Raw genomic sequence first — 23,028 nt, forward strand, 5'->3', positions numbered from 1 at the left:
TCCTTAAATTTCGCAGATTATTTATTCTAATACTATGAAAAAATATTACCCCTTATCATTACTGGTTATATTATTAGTAATGTTACTCCCTCAAAGTAAATCATATTCACAAGGACCAGGAAGCTTGTTTGTCGACGCAGGCGCTGATATAGTTATACCTTGTGCTTCAGGAGGTTGTGCTGATATAACCGCAAGCTACCTTGAAATATTTGAAACTTTTAGCACAAATTACACGGTAGGGTCTATTCCGTATAACCCTCCTTTTCCTTTTAGTGGATTGGCGAATTCTGTAAATACAAGCATTGATGATGCCTGGAATAACCCAGAACCTTTACCCTTTGATTTTTGTTTCTTCGGAAATTTAGAAACACAATTTCAAGTAGGATCCAATGGAGTAATACGATTTGAAGTTAATGCAGGTGATACTACTAATGGTTGGCAATTTAGTGAGAATTTGCCAAATAATACAAACCCTACCTTAAGTGAAGCAAATATATTCACTCCTGTTCATGATATTGACCCATCAGCTTCAACAACCAATGAAATCGCATGGGAAATTTTAGGAACTTATCCTAATAGAGTTTTGGTAGTTTCTTATTTTGATGTTCCTCTATATGTATGTAATTCTCAAACAGCAACACATATGGCAGTGTTTTATGAGTTTTCAAATGTAATTGAAATTTATATTCAAGATAAACCAACTTGTAGTTCTTGGAATAGTGGAAATGCAGCAGTAGGGATACAAAATAATGCAGGTAATTTAGCTTATGTGCCACCAGGAAGAAATACTTCAGATTCACCATGGACAACATCTAATGAAGCATGGAGTTTTGCCCCAGCTGGTGTTGAAACTTTTGTTTTTGAATGGTTGGATTCCACAGGAACTGTTATTGGAACTTCAGATACTATAAACGTATGTCCTTCAGGAGGTTCAGAAATATTTACAGCGCGTGTAACGTATACAAACACCTGTAATGGTGATATAGTAATATTAACTGATGATGTTTTAGTAACAGAAGACTCTCCATTTATATTTGACTTAGGTCCAGATGTAACAGATTGTGAGGGCGGTGCAGATATTTTATTAGATGCCGATCAAGGAGACCCTACTTTTACCTACCAATGGTTTTTAGATGCTGTTGCAATTGCAGGAGCTACGAATCCAACTTATTTAGTTACTTCGCCAAATTCTGGGACGTATTCTATTGAAGTAATTGATCCTACGGATCCATCGTGTCTTGGAATTGATAGTGTTATTATTACTTTTTTACCTTTTCCTGTTGTTGAGAATCCACCGATTGATCTTTCAATTTGTGATAATGGAGCAGCACCAGGAATTTTTGATTTAACGGTGAACACTCCTATTGTATTAGGGGGTCAAAACCCAGCAGATTTCAATGTTTCTTATCATAACTCACAGATTGACGCCGATACCAATACGGCACCAATAGCTACTCCAGCGGCCTATTTAATTACAGGTACCAATGAGACGATTTATATTCGTATAGAAGATTTAACTGGAGTTTGTATTGTGACGGCTAATTTTGATATTATTTTTAATCCAGCAATCGCAGGAGTTATCACCCCAAATCCTTATATATTATGTGACCCAGATGAATCTGGTGATGAGGAAATAGATCTTTCAGCTGTATTTGATGCTCAAGTATTAAATGGACAAAATCCATTAGAATATATAATTACATATCATAGTTCTCAAGCTGATGCAGATACAGGAATTGGAGCCTTGGTTTCCCCTTATACGGTTACTGCCCCTTCGGAAACTATTTATGTTCGTTTTGAAAGAGTAGACGACGGTAGTTGTTTTGATAGTACTCAAAATGTGCTTATTGAGGTAAATTTATTTACTGTAGATCTTGGTCCAGATGTAACGGCTTGTGAGGGCGGTGGGGATATTTTATTAGATGCAGATCAAGGAGATCCATTAATTACCTACCAATGGTTTTTAGATGCTGTTGCAATTGCAGGAGCTACGAATCCAACTTATTTAGTTGTCTCGCCAAATTCTGGGACGTATTCTGTTGAAGTAACCGATGGTGCTTGTGTAGTTTTAGACGATATCATTATTACCTTTTTGCCTTCTCCTGTTGTTGAGAATCCACCGATTGATCTTTCAATTTGTGATAATGGAGCAGCACCAGGAATTTTTGATTTAACGGTGAACACTCCTATTGTATTAGGGGGTCAAAACCCTGCAGATTTCAATGTTTCTTATCATAACTCACAGATTGACGCCGATACCAATACGGCACCAATAGCTACTCCAGCGGCCTATTTAATTACAGGTACCAATGAGACGATTTATATTCGTATAGAAGATTTAACTGGAGTTTGTATTGTGACGGCTAATTTTGATATTATTTTTAATCCAGCAATCGCAGGAGTTATCACCCCAAATCCTTATATATTATGTGATTCAGATGAATCTGGTGATGAGGAAATAGATCTTTCAGCTGTATTTGATGCTCAAGTATTAAATGGACAAAATCCATTAGAATATATAATTACATATCATAGTTCTCAAGCTGATGCAGATACAGGAATTGGAGCCTTGGTTTCCCCTTATACGGTTACTGCCCCTTCGGAAACTATTTATGTTCGTTTTGAAAGAGTAGACGACGGTAGTTGTTTTGATAGTACTCAAAATGTGCTTATTGAGGTAAATTTATTTACTGTAGATCTTGGTCCAGATGTAACGGACTGTGAGGGCGGTGGGGATATTTTATTAGATGCAGATCAGGGAGATCCATTAATTACCTACCAATGGTTTTTAGATGCTGTTGCAATTGCAGGAGCTACGAATCCAACTTATTTAGTTGTCTCGCCAAATTCTGGGACGTATTCTGTTGAAGTAACCGATGGTGCTTGTGTAGTTTTAGACGATATCATTATTACCTTTTTACCTTTTCCTGTTGTTGAGAATCCACCGATTGATCTTTCAATTTGTGATAATGGAGCAGCACCAGGAATTTTTGATTTAACGGTGAACACTCCTATTGTATTAGGGGGTCAAAACCCTGCAGATTTCAATGTTTCTTATCATAACTCACAGATTGACGCCGATACCAATACGGCACCAATAGCTACTCCAGCGGCCTATTTAATTACAGGTACCAATGAGACGATTTATATTCGTATAGAAGATTTAACTGGAGTTTGTATTGTGACGGCTAATTTTGATATTATTTTTAATCCAGCAATCGCAGGAGTTATCACCCCAAATCCTTATATATTATGTGACCCAGATGAATCTGGTGATGAGGAAATAGATCTTTCAGCTGTATTTGATGCTCAAGTATTAAATGGACAAAATCCATTAGAATATATAATTACATATCATAGTTCTCAAGCTGATGCAGATACAGGAATTGGAGCCTTGGTTTCCCCTTATACGGTTACTGCCCCTTCGGAAACTATTTATGTTCGTTTTGAAAGAGTAGACGACGGTAGTTGTTTTGATAGTACTCAAAATGTGCTTATTGAGGTAAATTTATTTACTGTAGATCTTGGTCCAGATGTAACGGACTGTGAGGGCGGTGGGGATATTTTATTAGATGCAGATCAGGGAGATCCATTAATTACCTACCAATGGTTTTTAGATGCTGTTGCAATTGCAGGAGCTACGAATCCAACTTATTTAGTTGTCTCGCCAAATTCTGGGACGTATTCTGTTGAAGTAACCGATGGTGCTTGTGTAGTTTTAGACGATATCATTATTACCTTTTTACCTTTTCCTGTTGTTGAGAATCCACCGATTGATCTTTCAATTTGTGATAATGGAGCAGCACCAGGAATTTTTGATTTAACGGTGAACACTCCTATTGTATTAGGGGGTCAAAACCCTGCAGATTTCAATGTTTCTTATCATAACTCACAGATTGACGCCGATACCAATACGGCACCAATAGCTACTCCAGCGGCCTATTTAATTACAGGTACCAATGAGACGATTTATATTCGTATAGAAGATTTAACTGGAGTTTGTATTGTGACGGCTAATTTTGATATTATTTTTAATCCAGCAATCGCAGGAGTTATCACCCCAAATCCTTATATATTATGTGACCCAGATGAATCTGGTGATGAGGAAATAGATCTTTCAGCTGTATTTGATGCTCAAGTATTAAATGGACAAAATCCATTAGAATATATAATTACATATCATAGTTCTCAAGCTGATGCAGATACAGGAATTGGAGCCTTGGTTTCCCCTTATACGGTTACTGCCCCTTCGGAAACTATTTATGTTCGTTTTGAAAGAGTAGACGACGGTAGTTGTTTTGATAGTACTCAAAATGTGCTTATTGAGGTAAATTTATTTACTGTAGATCTTGGTCCAGATGTAACGGCTTGTGAGGGCGGTGGGGATATTTTATTAGATGCAGATCAAGGAGATCCATTAATTACCTACCAATGGTTTTTAGATGCTGTTGCAATTGCAGGAGCTACGAATCCAACTTATTTAGTTGTCTCGCCAAATTCTGGGACGTATTCTGTTGAAGTAACCGATGGTGCTTGTGTAGTTTTAGACGATATCATTATTACCTTTTTGCCTTCTCCTGTTGTTGAGAATCCACCGATTGATCTTTCAATTTGTGATAATGGAGCAGCACCAGGAATTTTTGATTTAACGGTGAACACTCCTATTGTATTAGGGGGTCAAAACCCTGCAGATTTCAATGTTTCTTATCATAACTCACAGATTGACGCCGATACCAATACGGCACCAATAGCTACTCCAGCGGCCTATTTAATTACAGGTACCAATGAGACGATTTATATTCGTATAGAAGATTTAACTGGAGTTTGTATTGTGACGGCTAATTTTGATATTATTTTTAATCCAGCAATCGCAGGAGTTATCACCCCAAATCCTTATATATTATGTGATTCAGATGAATCTGGTGATGAGGAAATAGATCTTTCAGCTGTATTTGATGCTCAAGTATTAAATGGACAAAATCCATTAGAATATATAATTACATATCATAGTTCTCAAGCTGATGCAGATACAGGAATTGGAGCCTTGGTTTCCCCTTATACGGTTACTGCCCCTTCGGAAACTATTTATGTTCGTTTTGAAAGAGTAGACGACGGTAGTTGTTTTGATAGTACTCAAAATGTGCTTATTGAGGTAAATTTATTTACTGTAGATCTTGGTCCAGATGTAACGGACTGTGAGGGCGGTGGGGATATTTTATTAGATGCAGATCAGGGAGATCCATTAATTACCTACCAATGGTTTTTAGATGCTGTTGCAATTGCAGGAGCTACGAATCCAACTTATTTAGTTGTCTCGCCAAATTCTGGGACGTATTCTGTTGAAGTAACCGATGGTGCTTGTGTAGTTTTAGACGATATCATTATTACCTTTTTACCTTTTCCTGTTGTTGAGAATCCACCGATTGATCTTTCAATTTGTGATAATGGAGCAGCACCAGGAATTTTTGATTTAACGGTGAACACTCCTATTGTATTAGGGGGTCAAAACCCTGCAGATTTCAATGTTTCTTATCATAACTCACAGATTGACGCCGATACCAATACGGCACCAATAGCTACTCCAGCGGCCTATTTAATTACAGGTACCAATGAGACGATTTATATTCGTATAGAAGATTTAACTGGAGTTTGTATTGTGACGGCTAATTTTGATATTATTTTTAATCCAGCAATCGCAGGAGTTATCACCCCAAATCCTTATATATTATGTGACCCAGATGAATCTGGTGATGAGGAAATAGATCTTTCAGCTGTATTTGATGCTCAAGTATTAAATGGACAAAATCCATTAGAATATATAATTACATATCATAGTTCTCAAGCTGATGCAGATACAGGAATTGGAGCCTTGGTTTCCCCTTATACGGTTACTGCCCCTTCGGAAACTATTTATGTTCGTTTTGAAAGAGTAGACGACGGTAGTTGTTTTGATAGTACTCAAAATGTGCTTATTGAGGTAAATTTATTTACTGTAGATCTTGGTCCAGATGTAACGGCCTGTGAGGGCGGTGGGGATATTTTATTAGATGCAGATCAAGGAGATCCATTAATTACCTACCAATGGTTTTTAGATGCTGTTGCAATTGCAGGAGCTACGAATCCAACTTATTTAGTTTTCTCGCCAAATTCTGGGACGTATTCTGTTGAAGTAACCGATGGTGCTTGTGTAGTTTTAGACGATATCATTATTACCTTTTTGCCTTCTCCTGTTGTTGAGAATCCACCGATTGATCTTTCAATTTGTGATAATGGAGCAGCACCAGGAATTTTTGATTTAACGGTGAACACTCCTATTGTATTAGGGGGTCAAAACCCTGCAGATTTCAATGTTTCTTATCATAACTCACAGATTGACGCCGATACCAATACGGCACCAATAGCTACTCCAGCGGCCTATTTAATTACAGGTACCAATGAGACGATTTATATTCGTATAGAAGATTTAACTGGAGTTTGTATTGTGACGGCTAATTTTGATATTATTTTTAATCCAGCAATCGCAGGAGTTATCACCCCAAATCCTTATATATTATGTGACCCAGATGCTACAGGAGATGAAGAAATAGATCTTTCAGCTGTATTTGATGCTCAAGTATTAAATGGACAAAATCCATTAGAATATATAATTACATATCATAGTTCTCAAGCTGATGCAGATACAGGAATTGGAGCATTAACTTCTCCTTATACGGTTACTGCCCCTTCGGAAACTATTTATGTTCGTTTTGAAAGAGTAGACGACGGTAGTTGTTTTGATAGTACTCAAAATGTGCTTATTGAAGTAGATATATTACCAATATCAAACAATCCATTACCATTAATCGAATGTGATGATAACAATGATGGCTTTTTCATTTTTACACTTACTGATGCTGATTTAGATATTACTGGAGGCGATCCAGATTTATCTGTAAGCTATCATGAGACTCAATTAAATGCTGAAAATAACGTTTTACCATTGATCAGTCCTCATGCTAATAATGTTGCTTATAATGATGTTGTATATGTACGAGTTGAAAGTATATCTAGCGGCTGTTTTGCTGTCATAGTTTTAGAACTTCAGGTCCGCAATAGTCCTTTGATTGTTGAGCCTGCGGAGCCCTTACGACTGTGTGATGTAAATAATCCGGGCGATGGACTAGAGGAGTTTGATTTATCAGAAGTAGAGCCTGAAGTTTTGGACGGTTTGGATGCTTTGGATTGGGATTTTTATTATTATGTAGTAGAGTCCGATGCGATAGCTGCTGGTGAAGTTGCTATAGGTCCTTTACCAGATTTTTCTTTAGCGATAGTCGCTCCATTAAATTATCAGAATCAGGTACCCAATGCCCAGACTATTTATGTTTTAGTGGTTGGTAATGTTAGTAATACGGATCCTAATAATGGAGGGTTTGGTTGTTATAATATAGTTCCCTTAGATTTAATAGTAGACGCTTTACCTGGAGCAATAGAGCCAACGGACCGGTATGAGGTTTGTGATGATGAGATTCCAGGAGTGAGTACTTCTACGGACGGCTTTAGTTCCTTTGATTTAACGAGTTTTGATGCTTTTATAAGGGGCGGCGATACGACTTTACTAGTTACTTGGTATGAGAGTCCAGCTGATGAGTCGGCTGATAATCCTATTGTAACTCCATCAGATTATAGAAATTCTCTGATCAATGAACAGACGGTTATAGCTAGAGTTACGGATGTGCTAGGATGTAATGTTAGGGTATTATTAACCCTTAGAGTCTTGCCAAATCCTACGCCAGTGACTCCAACACCATTGGAGGTTTGTGATGATGACAATGATGGCTTTTCGCTGTTCGATTTAAGCTTGAAGGATACTGAGATTATGGGCACAGAGCCTGATGTGAGTATCGCCTATTATGGGAATGAGATATTGGCCAGAGAGGGCGATATATTAAATATATTACCAAATCCTTATTTAAATGATAATCCATTTAATGATAGTGTATGGGCTAGAGTTGAGAATAATACTACAGGATGTTTTACAGTGATTGAATTACTACTAGTTGTAAATCCATTACCAGATGTACCTACGGATGATTTTGGAGATTTAAGTCAGTGTGATGACAATGGAGATGGTATTGCTTTATTTGATTTAACAATCAATACTTCCTTTGTGATTGGAATTCAAGATCCTTCAGATTTTCTACCTGTAACCTATTATACTAGCCAGGCAGATGCAGATTTGCCCGCCAATGAGATATTAACTCCAGGGGCTTATAGTAGTGGCGGACAGACCATTTGGGTACGTATAGAGAACATAGCCACTGAATGTATCCGCATTAGTACTTTTGAATTGATTGTAGGTGTGTTACCAGCTATTGGACCGGGACCTTTTACTAGGGAGCTTTGTGATGATGAGTTAAATGGCAGTACGGGTACTGATGAGACCTCGACCTTTGATTTAACCCTCAATGATATAGCGATCACCTTGGGAGACCTAAGTTTATCTGTTTTTTACTATGAGACACTAGCAGATCAGACAGCCAACAACTTTATAACACCAGGGACAGCGTATCAGAATACCAGTACGCCTCAGACCTTATATGTAAGTGTATTTAGTGTAGAGGGTTGTGTGATAGAGACCGAGCTAACCCTTCTGGTACTTCCTAATCCAACTCCAGGAGTTGTAGCCCCTTTAACAGCTTGTGATGATGACAATGATGGTTTTGCTGAATTTACCTTATCAGATATGGACCTAGAGATTATCGATGGGGAACCAAATATAGTGGTGGAGTACTATGGTACACAAGAATTAGCAGAGCAAGGAGATAACACCGATGTATTGCCTATTCCTTATGAGAATGACGACCCATTTAACGATAGTGTATGGGCAAGAGTGATTAATTCCGTAACAGGATGTTATACCATTATTGAGTTAGCAATTATTGTGGCGCAATTACCTGATCAACCTACGGATGATTTTGGAGATTTAACAGAGTGTGATGACAATGGAGATGGTATTGCTGTCTTTGATTTAACGCAGAACACTTCTTTTGTTATTGGGACTCAAGATCCATTGGATTTTTCACCCGTTACCTATCACATGAGCGAGCCAGATGCTATTGCCAATGCCAATGCGATTGCCAATGCGATAAATTATAGTAGTTCTGGCCAGACGATCTGGGTCCGCATAGAGAACCTGGAGACAGGATGTACTCGTATTACTTCTTTTGAATTGATTGTTGGTGTGATGCCAACCCTAGGTACGGGACCTTTTAATATGGATAATTGTGATGACCTTCTAAATGGCAGTACAGGAACCGATGAGATATCAACGTTTAATTTAGCCTTGAATAATGATGCTATTACTTTAGGGAACACGACCTTGTCTGTATATTATTATGAAACTCAAGTGGATCAGGATACTAACAATCCTATCATCCCCGATACAGCGTATCAGAATACCAGTACGCCTCAAACGCTATATGTAAGTATCTTTAGTGCAGAGGGCTGTGAGGCTAGGGACCTGTTAACTTTAACGGTACTTAATAATCCATCACCTGTAGCACAGGATCCTTTTGAGGCTTGTGATGAGGATATACCAGATGATGGTATTACGGAGTTTATATTAACAGATTTGGATATAGATATTATCAATGGGGAGGCTGGGGTAGTTGTTCGTTATTACCTAACAGAGGCCCAAGCGATTATTGGAGATCCAATAGATCAGATAGTGAGTCCTTATATCAATGAAGAGGCTTTTAGCCAAACGATTTGGATTAGAGCTACCTATGATGATATAGCCCCTGCAACGGGCACAGGATGTTATACAGTGATTCCATTGGAGTTACTAGTAAACCCATTACCAGATGCTACGGCAGATGTTTCAGATGAGATAGATTGTCAGTTACCATTTGTGGGTACCAACTCTATTATCTTAGATAGTAAGAACGGGGAGGTATTAAACGGTCAGGATCCATCGATATTTGATGTATTGTATTTTGAAGACTTTACCGATGCTCAGAATATGTTGAATTGGGTATCATCAGTGACGCCTTATTTTTATGATACGACCGAAACTCCGATTTATATAGGGATATTAAACACAGTCACGGGTTGTTATATAACAATGCAGGATTTTATATTGGTGGTCCAAGAGGGCGCATCAGCCGTTATGCCATCAGATCCTTATGCTATTTGTGATGATCAGGGCGATAATGATGGTATTGCAACATTTGACATGCAAGATTTCAGTGCTAATATAAGTGGTATTGATATTCGTCAGGAGATCTTAGACGGACAAGATCCGGCGATATTTGTACTTAAATTTTATGAGACTTTGGAATTGGCAGAGGCAGGAGAAACAATGACAGATATTGGAGATACCTATACCAATGTGATTAATCCACAGATTATCTACGCAAGAGTTACTAATACGTCCAATACGACAACAGATGATATCTGGTGTCATGCTATCGTGGAGGTGATTTTAAAGGTAGAGGAGTTACCAACCATTGTAATAGATGGTAGTTACCGTTTATGTGTTGATGTCTTAGGTAATCCTATTCAGCAGGAAGATGGAGCAGATTCTCCCCCTGTGATTGATACTGGTTTAGATGCAAATTTATATACCTTTGTTTGGTATTATGATAGTGTAGAAATGTTTGGAGAGATCGGTGCATCGTTGGTAGCCTTAGCAGGTGGAGAGTATAGTGTTACGGTAACAGAGCGTGCGACGGGTTGTAGTAATAGTGCAGATACGTTAGTTACGTTATCCTCACCACCACTTGTGTATAGTGCGGAGGTGGTAAGTGGAGCTTTTGCTATTAATGAAGTAATCCATACGGATAGTTCGGGAGTTACCGATACCTATACGGGCACTCATGTGATCCATGTAACGGTAGAAGGCTTGGGAGACTATGTCTTCCAGTTGGATGATGGAGTGTTCCAAGAGGGCGATGTATTTATCGATGTATTACCAGGGTTACATGTAGTAACGATACAGGATGTTAATGGATGTGGAAGTGTAGAGATCGAGGTAAGTGTGATTGATTATCCTAGGTTTGTGACACCAAATCAAGATGGATATCACGATACTTGGAATATCATTGGAATCGCAACGGGTGATCCTACGGCAAAAATTTATATATTCGACAGGTTTGGAAAATTACTTAAACAGATCAGTCCTCTTGGAGAGGGATGGGATGGAACGTATAATGGCAATCCATTACCATCGAGTGATTACTGGTTCAGAGTGGAATACACTGAAGACGATATACAAAAAGAATTTAAAGGACATTTTACCTTAAAAAGATAATATTATATTATGAAAATTAAAAAAGCCTCTTGATAACTCAAGAGGCTTTTTTGTGTAAATTGAATTGTGAATTTTTAATTCTACAACCTTATATTTTCGTAAAATTTCCTTAAATTTCGCAGATTATTTATTCTAATGCTATGAAAAAATATTATCCCTTATCAATATTGATACTGCTTACTGTATTACTATTTCAAAATAAATCTTATTCACAAGGACCTGGAAACTTATTTGTTGACGCCGGACTTGATGTAGTGATACCATGTGGAACCGGCGGTTGTGCTAACATCTCTGCAGATTATTTAGAAATATTTGAAACAATAAGTACCAATTATACGGTAGAGTCAATTCCTTATAACCCGCCTTTCCCTTTTAATGGTTTAGCAAATAATCTGAATCCAAACGTGGATGATCAGTGGTCTGTAGTTGAAACACTACCTTATGATTTTTGTTTCTTCGGAAATTTAGAAACTCAGTTTCAAGTAGGGTCTAATGGTTTAATTCGTTTTGAGGTTGGAGCTGCTGGAGATTTTAATGATTGGGGTTTTAGTGATGATTTGCCTAATAATACAGATGATGCTTTAGGTCAAGGAAATGTTTTTACTCCTGTACATGATATAGATCCTTCTGTAGGTGCAGGTGTAGATGAAATAGGATATGAAGTTTTAGGAACTTATCCTAATAGAGTACTAGTTGTTTCCTTTTTTGCAGTTTCTTTATTTCAGTGTAATAATTTACGAGCAACTCATATGGCAGTGTTATATGAATTCTCAAATGTAATTGAAATTTATATACAAGATAAACCAACATGTGGTACTTGGAATAGTGGAAATGCAGCAGTAGGGATACAAAATAATGCAGGGAATTTAGCTTATGTACCACCAGGAAGAAATACTTCAGATTCACCATGGACAACAAACAATGAAGCTTGGAGTTTTGCTCCTGCAGGTGTTGAAACTTTTGTTTTTGAATGGTTAGATTCTACAGGAACTGTTATTGGAACTTCAGATACTATAAACGTATGTCCTTCAGGAGGTTCAGAAATATTTACAGCACGTGTAACGTATACAAATACCTGTAATGGCGATATAGTAATATTAACTGATGATGTTTTAGTAACAGAAGATTCTCCATTTATAGTTGACTTAGGTCCAGATGTAACAGACTGTGATAGTGGTGCAGATGTATTATTAGATGCAGACCAGGGAGATCCTACTTTTACCTACCAATGGTTTTTAGATGCTGTTGCAATTGCAGGGGCAACAAATCCAACTTTTTTGGTTACCTCACCTAATTCAGGTATTTATTCTATTGAAGTAATTGATCCTACAGATCCAGCATGTCCTGGTATTGATAGTGTTATAATTAACTATATTACTGAACCTGTAATAGAAAGCCCACCTATTGATTTTGCAATTTGTGATGATGGAGCAACTCCAGGAATCTTTGATTTAACTGTTAACTCTCCAATTGTTTTAGGAAGTCAAAACCCAGCAGATTATAATGTTTCCTATCATAATTCTCAAGGTGACGCTGACACTAATACGGCACCAATCGCTACTCCAGCGGCCTATTTAATTACAGGTACCAATGAAACAATCTATATTCGTTTAGAAGATTTATCAGGAGTATGTTTTGTGACCGCTAATTTTGACATTAATTTTGAACCAGCTTTTGTAGTTGATTTAGGGGTAGATGTTGATATTTGTGCTGGCATCGATGTATTATTAGACGCAGATCAAGGAGATCCTTTAATTACGTATCAATGGTTTTTAAATGCTGTTGCAATTGCAGGAGCTACCAACCCAACTTTTTTAGTTGTTTCTCCAAATTCAGGAACGTATTCTGTTGAAGTAAATGATAGTATTTGTTTAGTTCTTGATGATATAGAAGTTACATTTTTACCAGTTCCCGTAATAGAAAACCCGCCAATTGATATTACGATCTGTGATGATGGTATTAATCCAGGTATTTTCGATTTAACAGTAAACACTCCTATTGTTTTAGGAGGTCAAAATCCGGCAGATTTTAATATTTCTTACCATAATTCACAAATAGATGCAGACACAAATACTGCCCCTATAGCCACTCCAGCTGCCTATTTAATTACAGGTGCTAATGAAATAATTTATATTCGTATAGAAGATTTAACTGGAGTTTGTTTTGTCACCGCTAATTTTGATATTATTTTTGAAGGAGCTATAGCAGGAGTTATCACCCCAAATCCATATGTAATTTGTGATCAAGATGCTACAGGAGATGAAGAAGTTGATCTTTCAGCTGTTTTTGATATTCAAGTCTTAAATGGACAAAATCCTGTTGAATTTAATATAAGTTACCATAGTTCTCAAGCTGATGCAGACATAGGAATTGGAGCATTAACTTCTCCTTATACGGTGACTGCCCCTTCGGAAACTATTTATATTAGATTTGAAAGAGTTGATAATAATACCTGTTTTGATAGTTCACAAAATGTGCTAATTGAAGTAGATTCATTACCAATACCAAATAGTCCATTACCATTAATCGAATGTGATGATAACAATGATGGCTTTTTCATTTTTACACTTACTGATGCTGATTTAGATATTACTGGAGGCGATCCAGATTTATCTGTAAGCTATCATGAGACTCAATTAAATGCTGAAAATAACGTTTTACCATTGAGCAGTCCTCATGCTAATAATGTTGCTTATAATGATGTTGTATATGTACGGGTTGAAAGTATATCTAGCAGCTGTTTTGCTGTCATAGTTTTAGAACTTCAGGTCCGCAATAGTCCTTTGATTGTTGAGCTTGCGGAGCCCTTACGACTGTGTGATGTAAATAACCCGGGCGATGGACTAGAGGAGTTTGATTTATCAGAAGTAGAGCCTGAAGTTTTGGACGGTTTGGATGCTTTGGATTGGGATTTTTATTATTATGTAGTAGAGTCCGATGCGATAGCTGCTGGTGAAGTTGCTATAGGTCCTTTACCAGATTTTTCTTTAGCGATAGTCGCTCCATTAAATTATCAGAATCAGGTACCCAATGCCCAGACTATTTATGTTTTAGTGGTTGGTAATGTTAGTAATACGGATCCTAATAATGGAGGGTTTGGTTGTTATAATATAGTTCCCTTAGATTTAATAGTAGACGCTTTACCTGGAGCAATAGAGCCAACGGACCGGTATGAGGTTTGTGATGATGAGATTCCAGGAGTGAGTACTTCTACGGACGGCTTTAGTTCCTTTGATTTAACGAGTTTTGATGCTTTTATAAGGGGCGGCGATACGACTTTACTAGTTACTTGGTATGAGAGTCCAGCTGATGAGTCGGCTGATAATCCTATTGTAACTCCATCAGATTATAGAAATTCTCTGATCAATGAACAGACGGTTATAGCTAGAGTTACGGATGTGCTAGGATGTAATGTTAGGGTATTATTAACCCTTAGAGTCTTGCCAAATCCTACGCCAGTGACTCCAACACCATTGGAGGTTTGTGATGATGACAATGATGGCTTTTCGCTGTTCGATTTAAGCTTGAAGGATACTGAGATTATGGGCACAGAGCCTGATGTGAGTATCGCCTATTATGGGAATGAGATATTGGCCAGAGAGGGCGATATATTAAATATATTACCAAATCCTTATTTAAATGATAATCCATTTAATGATAGTGTATGGGCTAGAGTTGAGAATAATACTACAGGATGTTTTACAGTGATTGAATTACTACTAGTTGTAAATCCATTACCAGATGTACCTACGGATGATTTTGGAGATTTAACAGAGTGTGATGACAATGGAGATGGTATTGCTTTATTTGATTTAACAATCAATACTTCCTTTGTGATTGGAATTCAAGATCCTTCAGATTTTCTACCTGTAACCTATTATACTAGCCAGGCAGATGCAGATTTGCCCGCCAATGAGATATTAACTCCAGGGGCTTATAGTAGTGGCGGACAGACCATTTGGGTACGTATAGAGAACATAGCCACTGAATGTATCCGCATTAGTACTTTTGAATTGATTGTAGGTGTGTTACCAGCTATTGGACCGGGACCTTTTACTAGGGAGCTTTGTGATGATGAGTTAAATGGCAGTACGGGTACTGATGAGACCTCGACCTTTGATTTAACCCTCAATGATATAGCGATCACCTTGGGAGACCTAAGTTTATCTGTTTTTTACTATGAGACACTAGCAGATCAGACAGCCAACAACTTTATAACACCAGGGACAGCGTATCAGAATACCAGTACGCCTCAGACCTTATATGTAAGTGTATTTAGTGTAGAGGGTTGTGTGATAGAGACCGAGCTAACCCTTCTGGTACTTCCTAATCCAACTCCAGGAGTTGTAGCCCCTTTAACAGCTTGTGATGATGACAATGATGGTTTTGCTGAATTTACCTTATCAGATATGGACCTAGAGATTATCGATGGGGAACCAAATATAGTGGTGGAGTACTATGGTACACAAGAATTAGCAGAGCAAGGAGATAACACCGATGTATTGCCTATTCCTTATGAGAATGACGACCCATTTAACGATAGTGTATGGGCAAGAGTGATTAATTCCGTAACAGGATGTTATACCATTATTGAGTTAGCAATTATTGTGGCGCAATTACCTGATCAACCTACGGATGATTTTGGAGATTTAACAGAGTGTGATGACAATGGAGATGGTATTGCTGTCTTTGATTTAACGCAGAACACTTCTTTTGTTATTGGGACTCAAGATCCATTGGATTTTTCACCCGTTACCTATCACATGAGCGAGCCAGATGCTATTGCCAATGCCAATGCGATTGCCAATGCGATAAATTATAGTAGTTCTGGCCAGACGATCTGGGTCCGCATAGAGAACCTGGAGACAGGATGTACTCGTATTACTTCTTTTGAATTGATTGTTGGTGTGATGCCAACCCTAGGTACGGGACCTTTTAATATGGATAATTGTGATGACCTTCTAAATGGCAGTACAGGAACCGATGAGATATCAACGTTTAATTTAGCCTTGAATAATGATGCTATTACTTTAGGGAACACGACCTTGTCTGTATATTATTATGAAACTCAAGTGGATCAGGATACTAACAATCCTATCATCCCCGATACAGCGTATCAGAATACCAGTACGCCTCAAACGCTATATGTAAGTATCTTTAGTGCAGAGGGCTGTGAGGCTAGGGACCTGTTAACTTTAACGGTACTTAATAATCCATCACCTGTAGCACAGGATCCTTTTGAGGCTTGTGATGAGGATATACCAGATGATGGTATTACGGAGTTTATATTAACAGATTTGGATATAGATATTATCAATGGGGAGGCTGGGGTAGTTGTTCGTTATTACCTAACAGAGGCCCAAGCGATTATTGGAGATCCAATAGATCAGATAGTGAGTCCTTATATCAATGAAGAGGCTTTTAGCCAAACGATTTGGATTAGAGCTACCTATGATGATATAGCCCCTGCAACGGGCACAGGATGTTATACAGTGATTCCATTGGAGTTACTAGTAAACCCATTACCAGATGCTACGGCAGATGTTTCAGATGAGATAGATTGTCAGTTACCATTTGTGGGTACCAACTCTATTATCTTAGATAGTAAGAACGGGGAGGTATTAAACGGTCAGGATCCATCGATATTTGATGTATTGTATTTTGAAGACTTTACCGATGCTCAGAATATGTTGAATTGGGTATCATCAGTGACGCCTTATTTTTATGATACGACCGAAACTCCGATTTATATAGGGATATTAAACACAGTCACGGGTTGTTATATAACAATGCAGGATTTTATATTGGTGGTCCAAGAGGGCGCATCAGCCGTTATGCCATCAGATCCTTATGCTATTTGTGATGATCAGGGCGATAATGATGGTATTGCGACATTTGACATGCAAGATTTCAGTGCTAATATAAGTGGTATTGATATTCGTCAGGAGATCTTAGACGGACAAGATCCGGCGATATTTGTACTTAAATTTTATGAGACTTTGGAATTGGCAGAGGCAGGAGAAACAATGACAGATATTGGAGATACCTATACCAATGTGATTAATCCACAGATTATCTACGCAAGAGTTACTAATACGTCCAATACGACAACAGATGATATCTGGTGTCATGCTATCGTGGAGGTGATTTTAAAGGTAGAGGAGTTACCAACCATTGTAATAGATGGTAGTTACCGTTTATGTGTTGATGTCTTAGGTAATCCTATTCAGCAGGAAGATGGAGCAGATTCTCCCCCTGTGATTGATACTGGTTTAGATGCAAATTTATATACCTTTGTTTGGTATTATGATAGTGTAGAAATGTTTGGAGAGATCGGTGCATCGTTGGTAGCCTTAGCAGGTGGAGAGTATAGTGTTACGGTAACAGAGCGTGCGACGGGTTGTAGTAATAGTGCAGATACGTTAGTTACGTTATCCTCACCACCACTTGTGTATAGTGCGGAGGTGGTAAGTGGAGCTTTTGCTATTAATGAAGTAATCCATACGGATAGTTCGGGAGTTACCGATACCTATACGGGCACTCATGTGATCCATGTAACGGTAGAAGGCTTGGGAGACTATGTCTTCCAGTTGGATGATGGAGTGTTCCAAGAGGGCGATGTATTTATCGATGTATTACCAGGGTTACATGTAGTAACGATACAGGATGTTAATGGATGTGGAAGTGTAGAGATCGAGGTAAGTGTGATTGATTATCCTAGGTTTGTGACACCAAATCAAGATGGATATCACGATACTTGGAATATCATTGGAATCGCAACGGGTGATCCTACGGCAAAAATTTATATATTCGACAGGTTTGGAAAATTACTTAAACAGATCAGTCCTCTTGGAGAGGGATGGGATGGAACGTATAATGGCAATCCATTACCATCGAGTGATTACTGGTTCAGAGTGGAATACACTGAAGACGACATACAAAAAGAATTTAAAGGACATTTTACCTTAAAAAGATAATATTATATTATGAAAACTAAAAAAGCCTCTTGAGTTATCAAGAGGCTTTTTTAGTTAGTAAAGTCAAAGAATTTAAATAACTCTCGAAATTGTAAGTCCATCACGAATAGGAAGTAACACAGTTTCTAATCTTGGATGTTCATTTAGTCGCTTATTATATGAAACTAAAGTTTTTGTATCAATGTCATCTTCAGAAACAGGTTTTAACACTTTTCCGCTCCAAAGAACATTATCACTTAAAATTACAGATCCACTTTTTAGTTTAGGAATTAGTAGTTCTAAATAATTACAATAATTACGTTTATCAGCATCTATAAATACCAAATCGAATGTTAAGTCAATTTCAGGTATAATATCTAATGCATTTCCAGTATGTTGAATTATTTGATTACCAAATCCAGACCTATCGAAATATTTACGTTGAATATCATGTAGTTCTTCGTTGATGTCAATGGTATGTAGAAGACCTTTTTTTTTCATTCCTTCAGCTAAACATAGTGCAGAATACCCTGTATAGGTTCCTATTTCTAAAATATTTTTTGGATGAATTAATTTAGAAATTATACTCAGAATTCTACCTTGAAAATGACCACTTAACATTCTTGGTGTTAATACTTTTTGCCATGTTTCATGGTTTAACTCTTGTAGTAATTTTGGCTCAGCTTGAGAATGCTTTGCCACATAGTCATCTAAGTTATCAGGTATAAAATGCATCAGCCTATTATCTTATTGACCAAATCCTGTTTTTTCTTTTCATCATTACCAAACAACCATTGCAAGACATTATCTTCCCAAATAGCATCACATTCAGTTTCAGTTAATATTTTACGTTCCTTAGCTAAATCTAAAATTTTACCAGGATATGAAGATTGATTTTCACTCTCCATTTCACCTAAAGGATAAGGATCATCTAAGCCCATTAAGATTTGTTTTGATGTTTGATTTTCAACAACTAATCCTAAAGATCCAGTGTCATGAACAAGAGTATCGAAAAAGATGTTTTTGTGTGCAACCGATTTTCGTGGATGTGTTTTCCCTTCAAACAAATCAGGTCGACCATCAAAACCTTGAATTCTTCTTCCTAAATTAATATTTGCTAACTGTCCACCATGTGCAAAACAAGTTCGCATGTTTGGATATTTATCAGCATATCCATTTAAAGTTAAAAAATGATAGGCATCTGCGCATTGTGCAAGCATCCAAATTAAATGAAAACGCCACGCAGTATTCTCAAGTTTAATAAATTTTTCTCCATCATAAGGATGGATTTCAACGGCAAGATTGTACTTGCTAGCCAATTCAAAAATAGGTTCATTTTCTTCATCAAAAATACAACGCCATGTTCCAATAGTATCCATATAATGTGTTGGTAAACAAAGAAGATTCATACCTAATTCTTCAACACATCGTTCAATTTCCCATAAAGCCCCACGGCCATATCCTGGATGCACTACAAAACCACAAGTGAATTTTGAAGGATTGTCATGTTGTACTCTTGCATTAAAATCATTTTGAAAACGAAGGGCCTTTTTCATCTCTTCTAACCGTAAACCATTTCCATATAATTGAGAAAGGTTTAGAACTACAGCATGATCAATATTAAATTTATCCATCCACTCTAGTTTCTCATCCAAGAAAAAACTAGAATCAGTAACAGGACGTTTCCAATTTTTTTGAAGCATAAAATTACGATCCTTATCGACCCAAAAGATCCCTTTGTCTTTCATAAACTGAGGAATTTCTTCCGGATAAGGAAGTAAATGTGAATGGCCGTTAATGCGTAGTTTACGTTTCATATTTATTGCCCATGAAAATGGGTAACTTATTAAATGAGTACTTATTTTATCTTTAATATTTGGGCGTTACCCTAAAAAGGGTCGGGATTTTCATTGTATTTTTTTTTGCTCGATACATCTCAATTTATTATTGGCACATTAGAAATGACAAAAAAAGGATGCCATTTCAATCCCTAACGCATCTTCAAATTCAATTTAATAAAAATACAAAGTTTAATAACTTGTAAAAATTTATTAAAATAATTAGCTGTCTGAAAGATAAGTTTTAATGTCCGTTCAAGCGCAGTCGAGAACTACAAATTGTTGATTTAAAGTGAGATCTCGACTGCGCTCGACCAGACAAACTAATCTGTTTATCTTTTGAGACAGTATTTAAAGACTTTTTGTTCTTCCTCCATCAACAGGAAGATTGATTCCATTAATATATCCAGCAGCTTCACTTGCTAAAAAAGCAACTGCATAAGCGATTTCTTCAGGTTGAGCAAAACGTCTTGCAGGAGTTGCATTTTTCATCATGGTTTCGGCTTCTTCAAATGAACCATTAATTTTCTTGGCAACATTATGTAATATGTCAGTAAGACGCTCAGTAGCTGTTGCACCAGGAAGCACATTATTCACTGTAATTCCGAAGGGCCCTAACTCAGCAGCCATTGTTTTACTCCAATTTGCCACTGCTCCGCGAATGGTGTTACTAACACCTAATCCTTCAATAGGTTGTTTTACTGAAGTTGAAATAATATTAATGACTCTTCCATATCCTTCAGTTTTCATGCCAGGCGCCAAGGATTGAACCAAAATATGATTGCATTGTAAATGTTGTTTAAATGCACTTTCAAACTCTGAAAGATCTGCATTTAAAATAGGCCCTCCTTTAGGACCTCCTGTATTATTTACGAGAATATGATAATTTTTATTTTTTGTAGCTTCCTCAAGAATTAATTTCAGAGCCGTTGGTTGACTAAAATCTGCAATTAAATAATCATGTATCTGATTTCCATTTGAAGGTAATTCAGAGACTACTTGTTTTAATTTATCTTCATTTCTTGCAATCAAGGTAATGTTAGCTCCTAAAGAAGCTAATTCGATTGCTGATGCTTTTCCTATTCCAGCAGAACTGCCGCAAACAAGGGCGTTTTTATTTGAAAGTTGTAAATTCATAGGTTTGGTAAATTTTGACCAAGATAGTTTAATTTATAATTTATTAAATAAGCGAAAGTCCATTATCAATTAACTTTGAGACTTTTGGTCTGTTCGTTTTTATAGTATTGAGATGACTTATTATTTCTTCTGAAAAATATTTATTTGTTTCTGAAACCAATTCATAGATTTCTAGCGGCAATAACCAGTCATTTTTATGATTTTCCTTTACTTTTTTAAACGTGTTTTTTAGTTGATTTTCTTCTGAAGCTGCCTTCTTTTCTTGTCTTATTTTTCTAACCGAAAGATACAAATCATTTAACTCTTTTTCTTCTTCTGAAACTTTAATTTGAATCGTTTTAGTGCTACTTAATTGGTTTTTAGTTTCAAATGAATAATTATCTGCAGCTCCTGCAAATGCTGAAACTATTTCCTTCCCTACGGCCATATCAAAAGCACCCATTTCAGGTGTAAATAATACTTCATCTTTGTAATGAACGTAACAATCTACAAACTGAATTAACATCAATTCTCCTTTTATATTTCGAATTCCAGTAACATTTAAGCCTTTTACAGTAATGCCACTTTCAAATTCGAAAGCAATCGGTTTTCCATCATAAAAATTATAGGCTTGTAAATCGCGAGGGCCCATATTTTCTATCGCAAGATTGATGCCCTTTAACTTTCCTAATGGAGAGCTAAATCCGTTTGGATGTTTAGAAACACCATGACCAATAACTTCTTTCTCTCTGAATGATAAAGCTGTTTCACCTTTGGTTTGAAAGTAAACCACTTCACTGTCTTCATTTTTAATCATGCTATTAAAAACTCCAGAAATTTGAAGACCTGTACTCAGTTCGATCGTTCCTAATTGTTTCGATTCGATTAATTTATTTAAGCCTCTCCAACCTCCTTTACGAACTGCCATTGTATTGGCAAATTCTTCTAAAACTTCTTGTAAATATGCAAAATCAGGGGTCACATAAAGTTGTGGCTGTGGCTTAGTGATATCAAAACTTTGATAGGCAGCCTTTATTGAATATGGTATCTTTTTTACTTCCTTTTTCATACACCATTCACTTTCGCCAATAGAAGAAAGTAAACCAGCTCCGTAAATTTTAGGATCTTCAAGAGTACCAATCAAGCCATATTCTACGGTCCACCAATGAAGATTTCTTACCAATGATATTTCAGAATCTTCTACTTCTTTATTTTGAAGACTTTCTACTTTACTTTCAGCAACTTTAATTTTTTCTTCTGAAATGCCTATAGCTTCTTTTAGAATGGATAGTTCACGAACAGCTTCATACATTTCAATATCATGTGCACTCGAAATTGCTTTGGACCCTATTTCACCAAAACGACGTAAAAATTCTGCATAATCTGGACTTGAAATAATAGGAGCATGACCAGCTCCTTCATGGATAATATCTGGAGCTGAAGTGTATTCAATATTTTCTAACTGTCTAATTTCACTGGCAATCACCAAAACCTTATAGGCTTGAAACTCCATAAAAGCATTGGGAGGAATAAAACCATCTACTGCAACTGCAGCCCAACCAATATCTTTAAGAATGCGATTCATTCCATACATCGAAGGAATTTCATCTATGGAAATACCAGTTTTTTCAAGTCCTTCAACATAACTTCTGTGAGCTACTTTACTAAGGTAATCCACATTTTTACGCATTACATAGCGCCACACTGCCTGATTAATCGGATTGTATTGATCGTAATTTTGAGGCTTCATATACTGCTTCAAATGAGGAGGCAGTTTATCAATTAAAGGATTTGTTTCAAATTGGTGTTTCATGTGTCTGTTTTA

General features: G+C 37.0%; 6 protein-coding genes. 2 read left to right on the forward strand and 4 right to left on the reverse strand.

Features of this window, described 5'->3' with window-relative positions; translation table 11 throughout:
• The first annotated feature begins 34 nt into the window (after positions 1-34).
• The gene (locus ABXT64_RS08710) at positions 35-11,293 is read left to right on the forward strand and encodes a T9SS type B sorting domain-containing protein (protein WP_443632542.1); all 11,259 of its coding nucleotides are present in this window, start codon (positions 35-37) and stop codon (positions 11,291-11,293) included.
• Between the two features lie 140 nt (positions 11,294-11,433).
• Complete coding sequence (locus ABXT64_RS08715; RefSeq protein ID WP_443632543.1) at positions 11,434-18,270, forward strand: T9SS type B sorting domain-containing protein; 6,837 nt, start codon at positions 11,434-11,436, stop codon at positions 18,268-18,270.
• A gap of 72 nt (positions 18,271-18,342) precedes the next feature.
• On the opposite strand, the gene ABXT64_RS08720 is transcribed toward ABXT64_RS08715, so the two are convergent.
• The 4 genes from ABXT64_RS08720 to ABXT64_RS08735 form a co-directional block, all read right to left on the reverse strand.
• Complete coding sequence (locus ABXT64_RS08720; RefSeq protein ID WP_443632544.1) at positions 18,343-18,984, reverse strand: O-methyltransferase; 642 nt, start codon at positions 18,982-18,984, stop codon at positions 18,343-18,345.
• Positions 18,984-20,066, reverse strand: a complete 1,083-nt coding sequence (locus tag ABXT64_RS08725; protein ID WP_443632545.1) for an amidohydrolase family protein — start codon at positions 20,064-20,066, stop codon at positions 18,984-18,986. The genes ABXT64_RS08720 and ABXT64_RS08725 overlap by 1 nt, the downstream gene beginning before the upstream one ends.
• A 372-nt stretch (positions 20,067-20,438) precedes the next feature.
• Positions 20,439-21,224, reverse strand: coding sequence for an SDR family oxidoreductase (locus tag ABXT64_RS08730; RefSeq protein WP_443632546.1), 786 nt, complete (start codon positions 21,222-21,224; stop codon positions 20,439-20,441).
• Positions 21,225-21,267: 43 nt separating this feature from the next.
• Positions 21,268-23,016, reverse strand: coding sequence for an aromatic amino acid hydroxylase (locus ABXT64_RS08735; protein WP_443632547.1), 1,749 nt, complete (start codon positions 23,014-23,016; stop codon positions 21,268-21,270).
• Positions 23,017-23,028 lie beyond the last annotated feature (12 nt).

Origin of the sequence: Candidatus Marifrigoribacter sp. Uisw_064, assembly GCF_047730175.1 — a bacterium.
Classification (GTDB): Bacteria; Bacteroidota; Bacteroidia; order Flavobacteriales; family Flavobacteriaceae; genus Marifrigoribacter.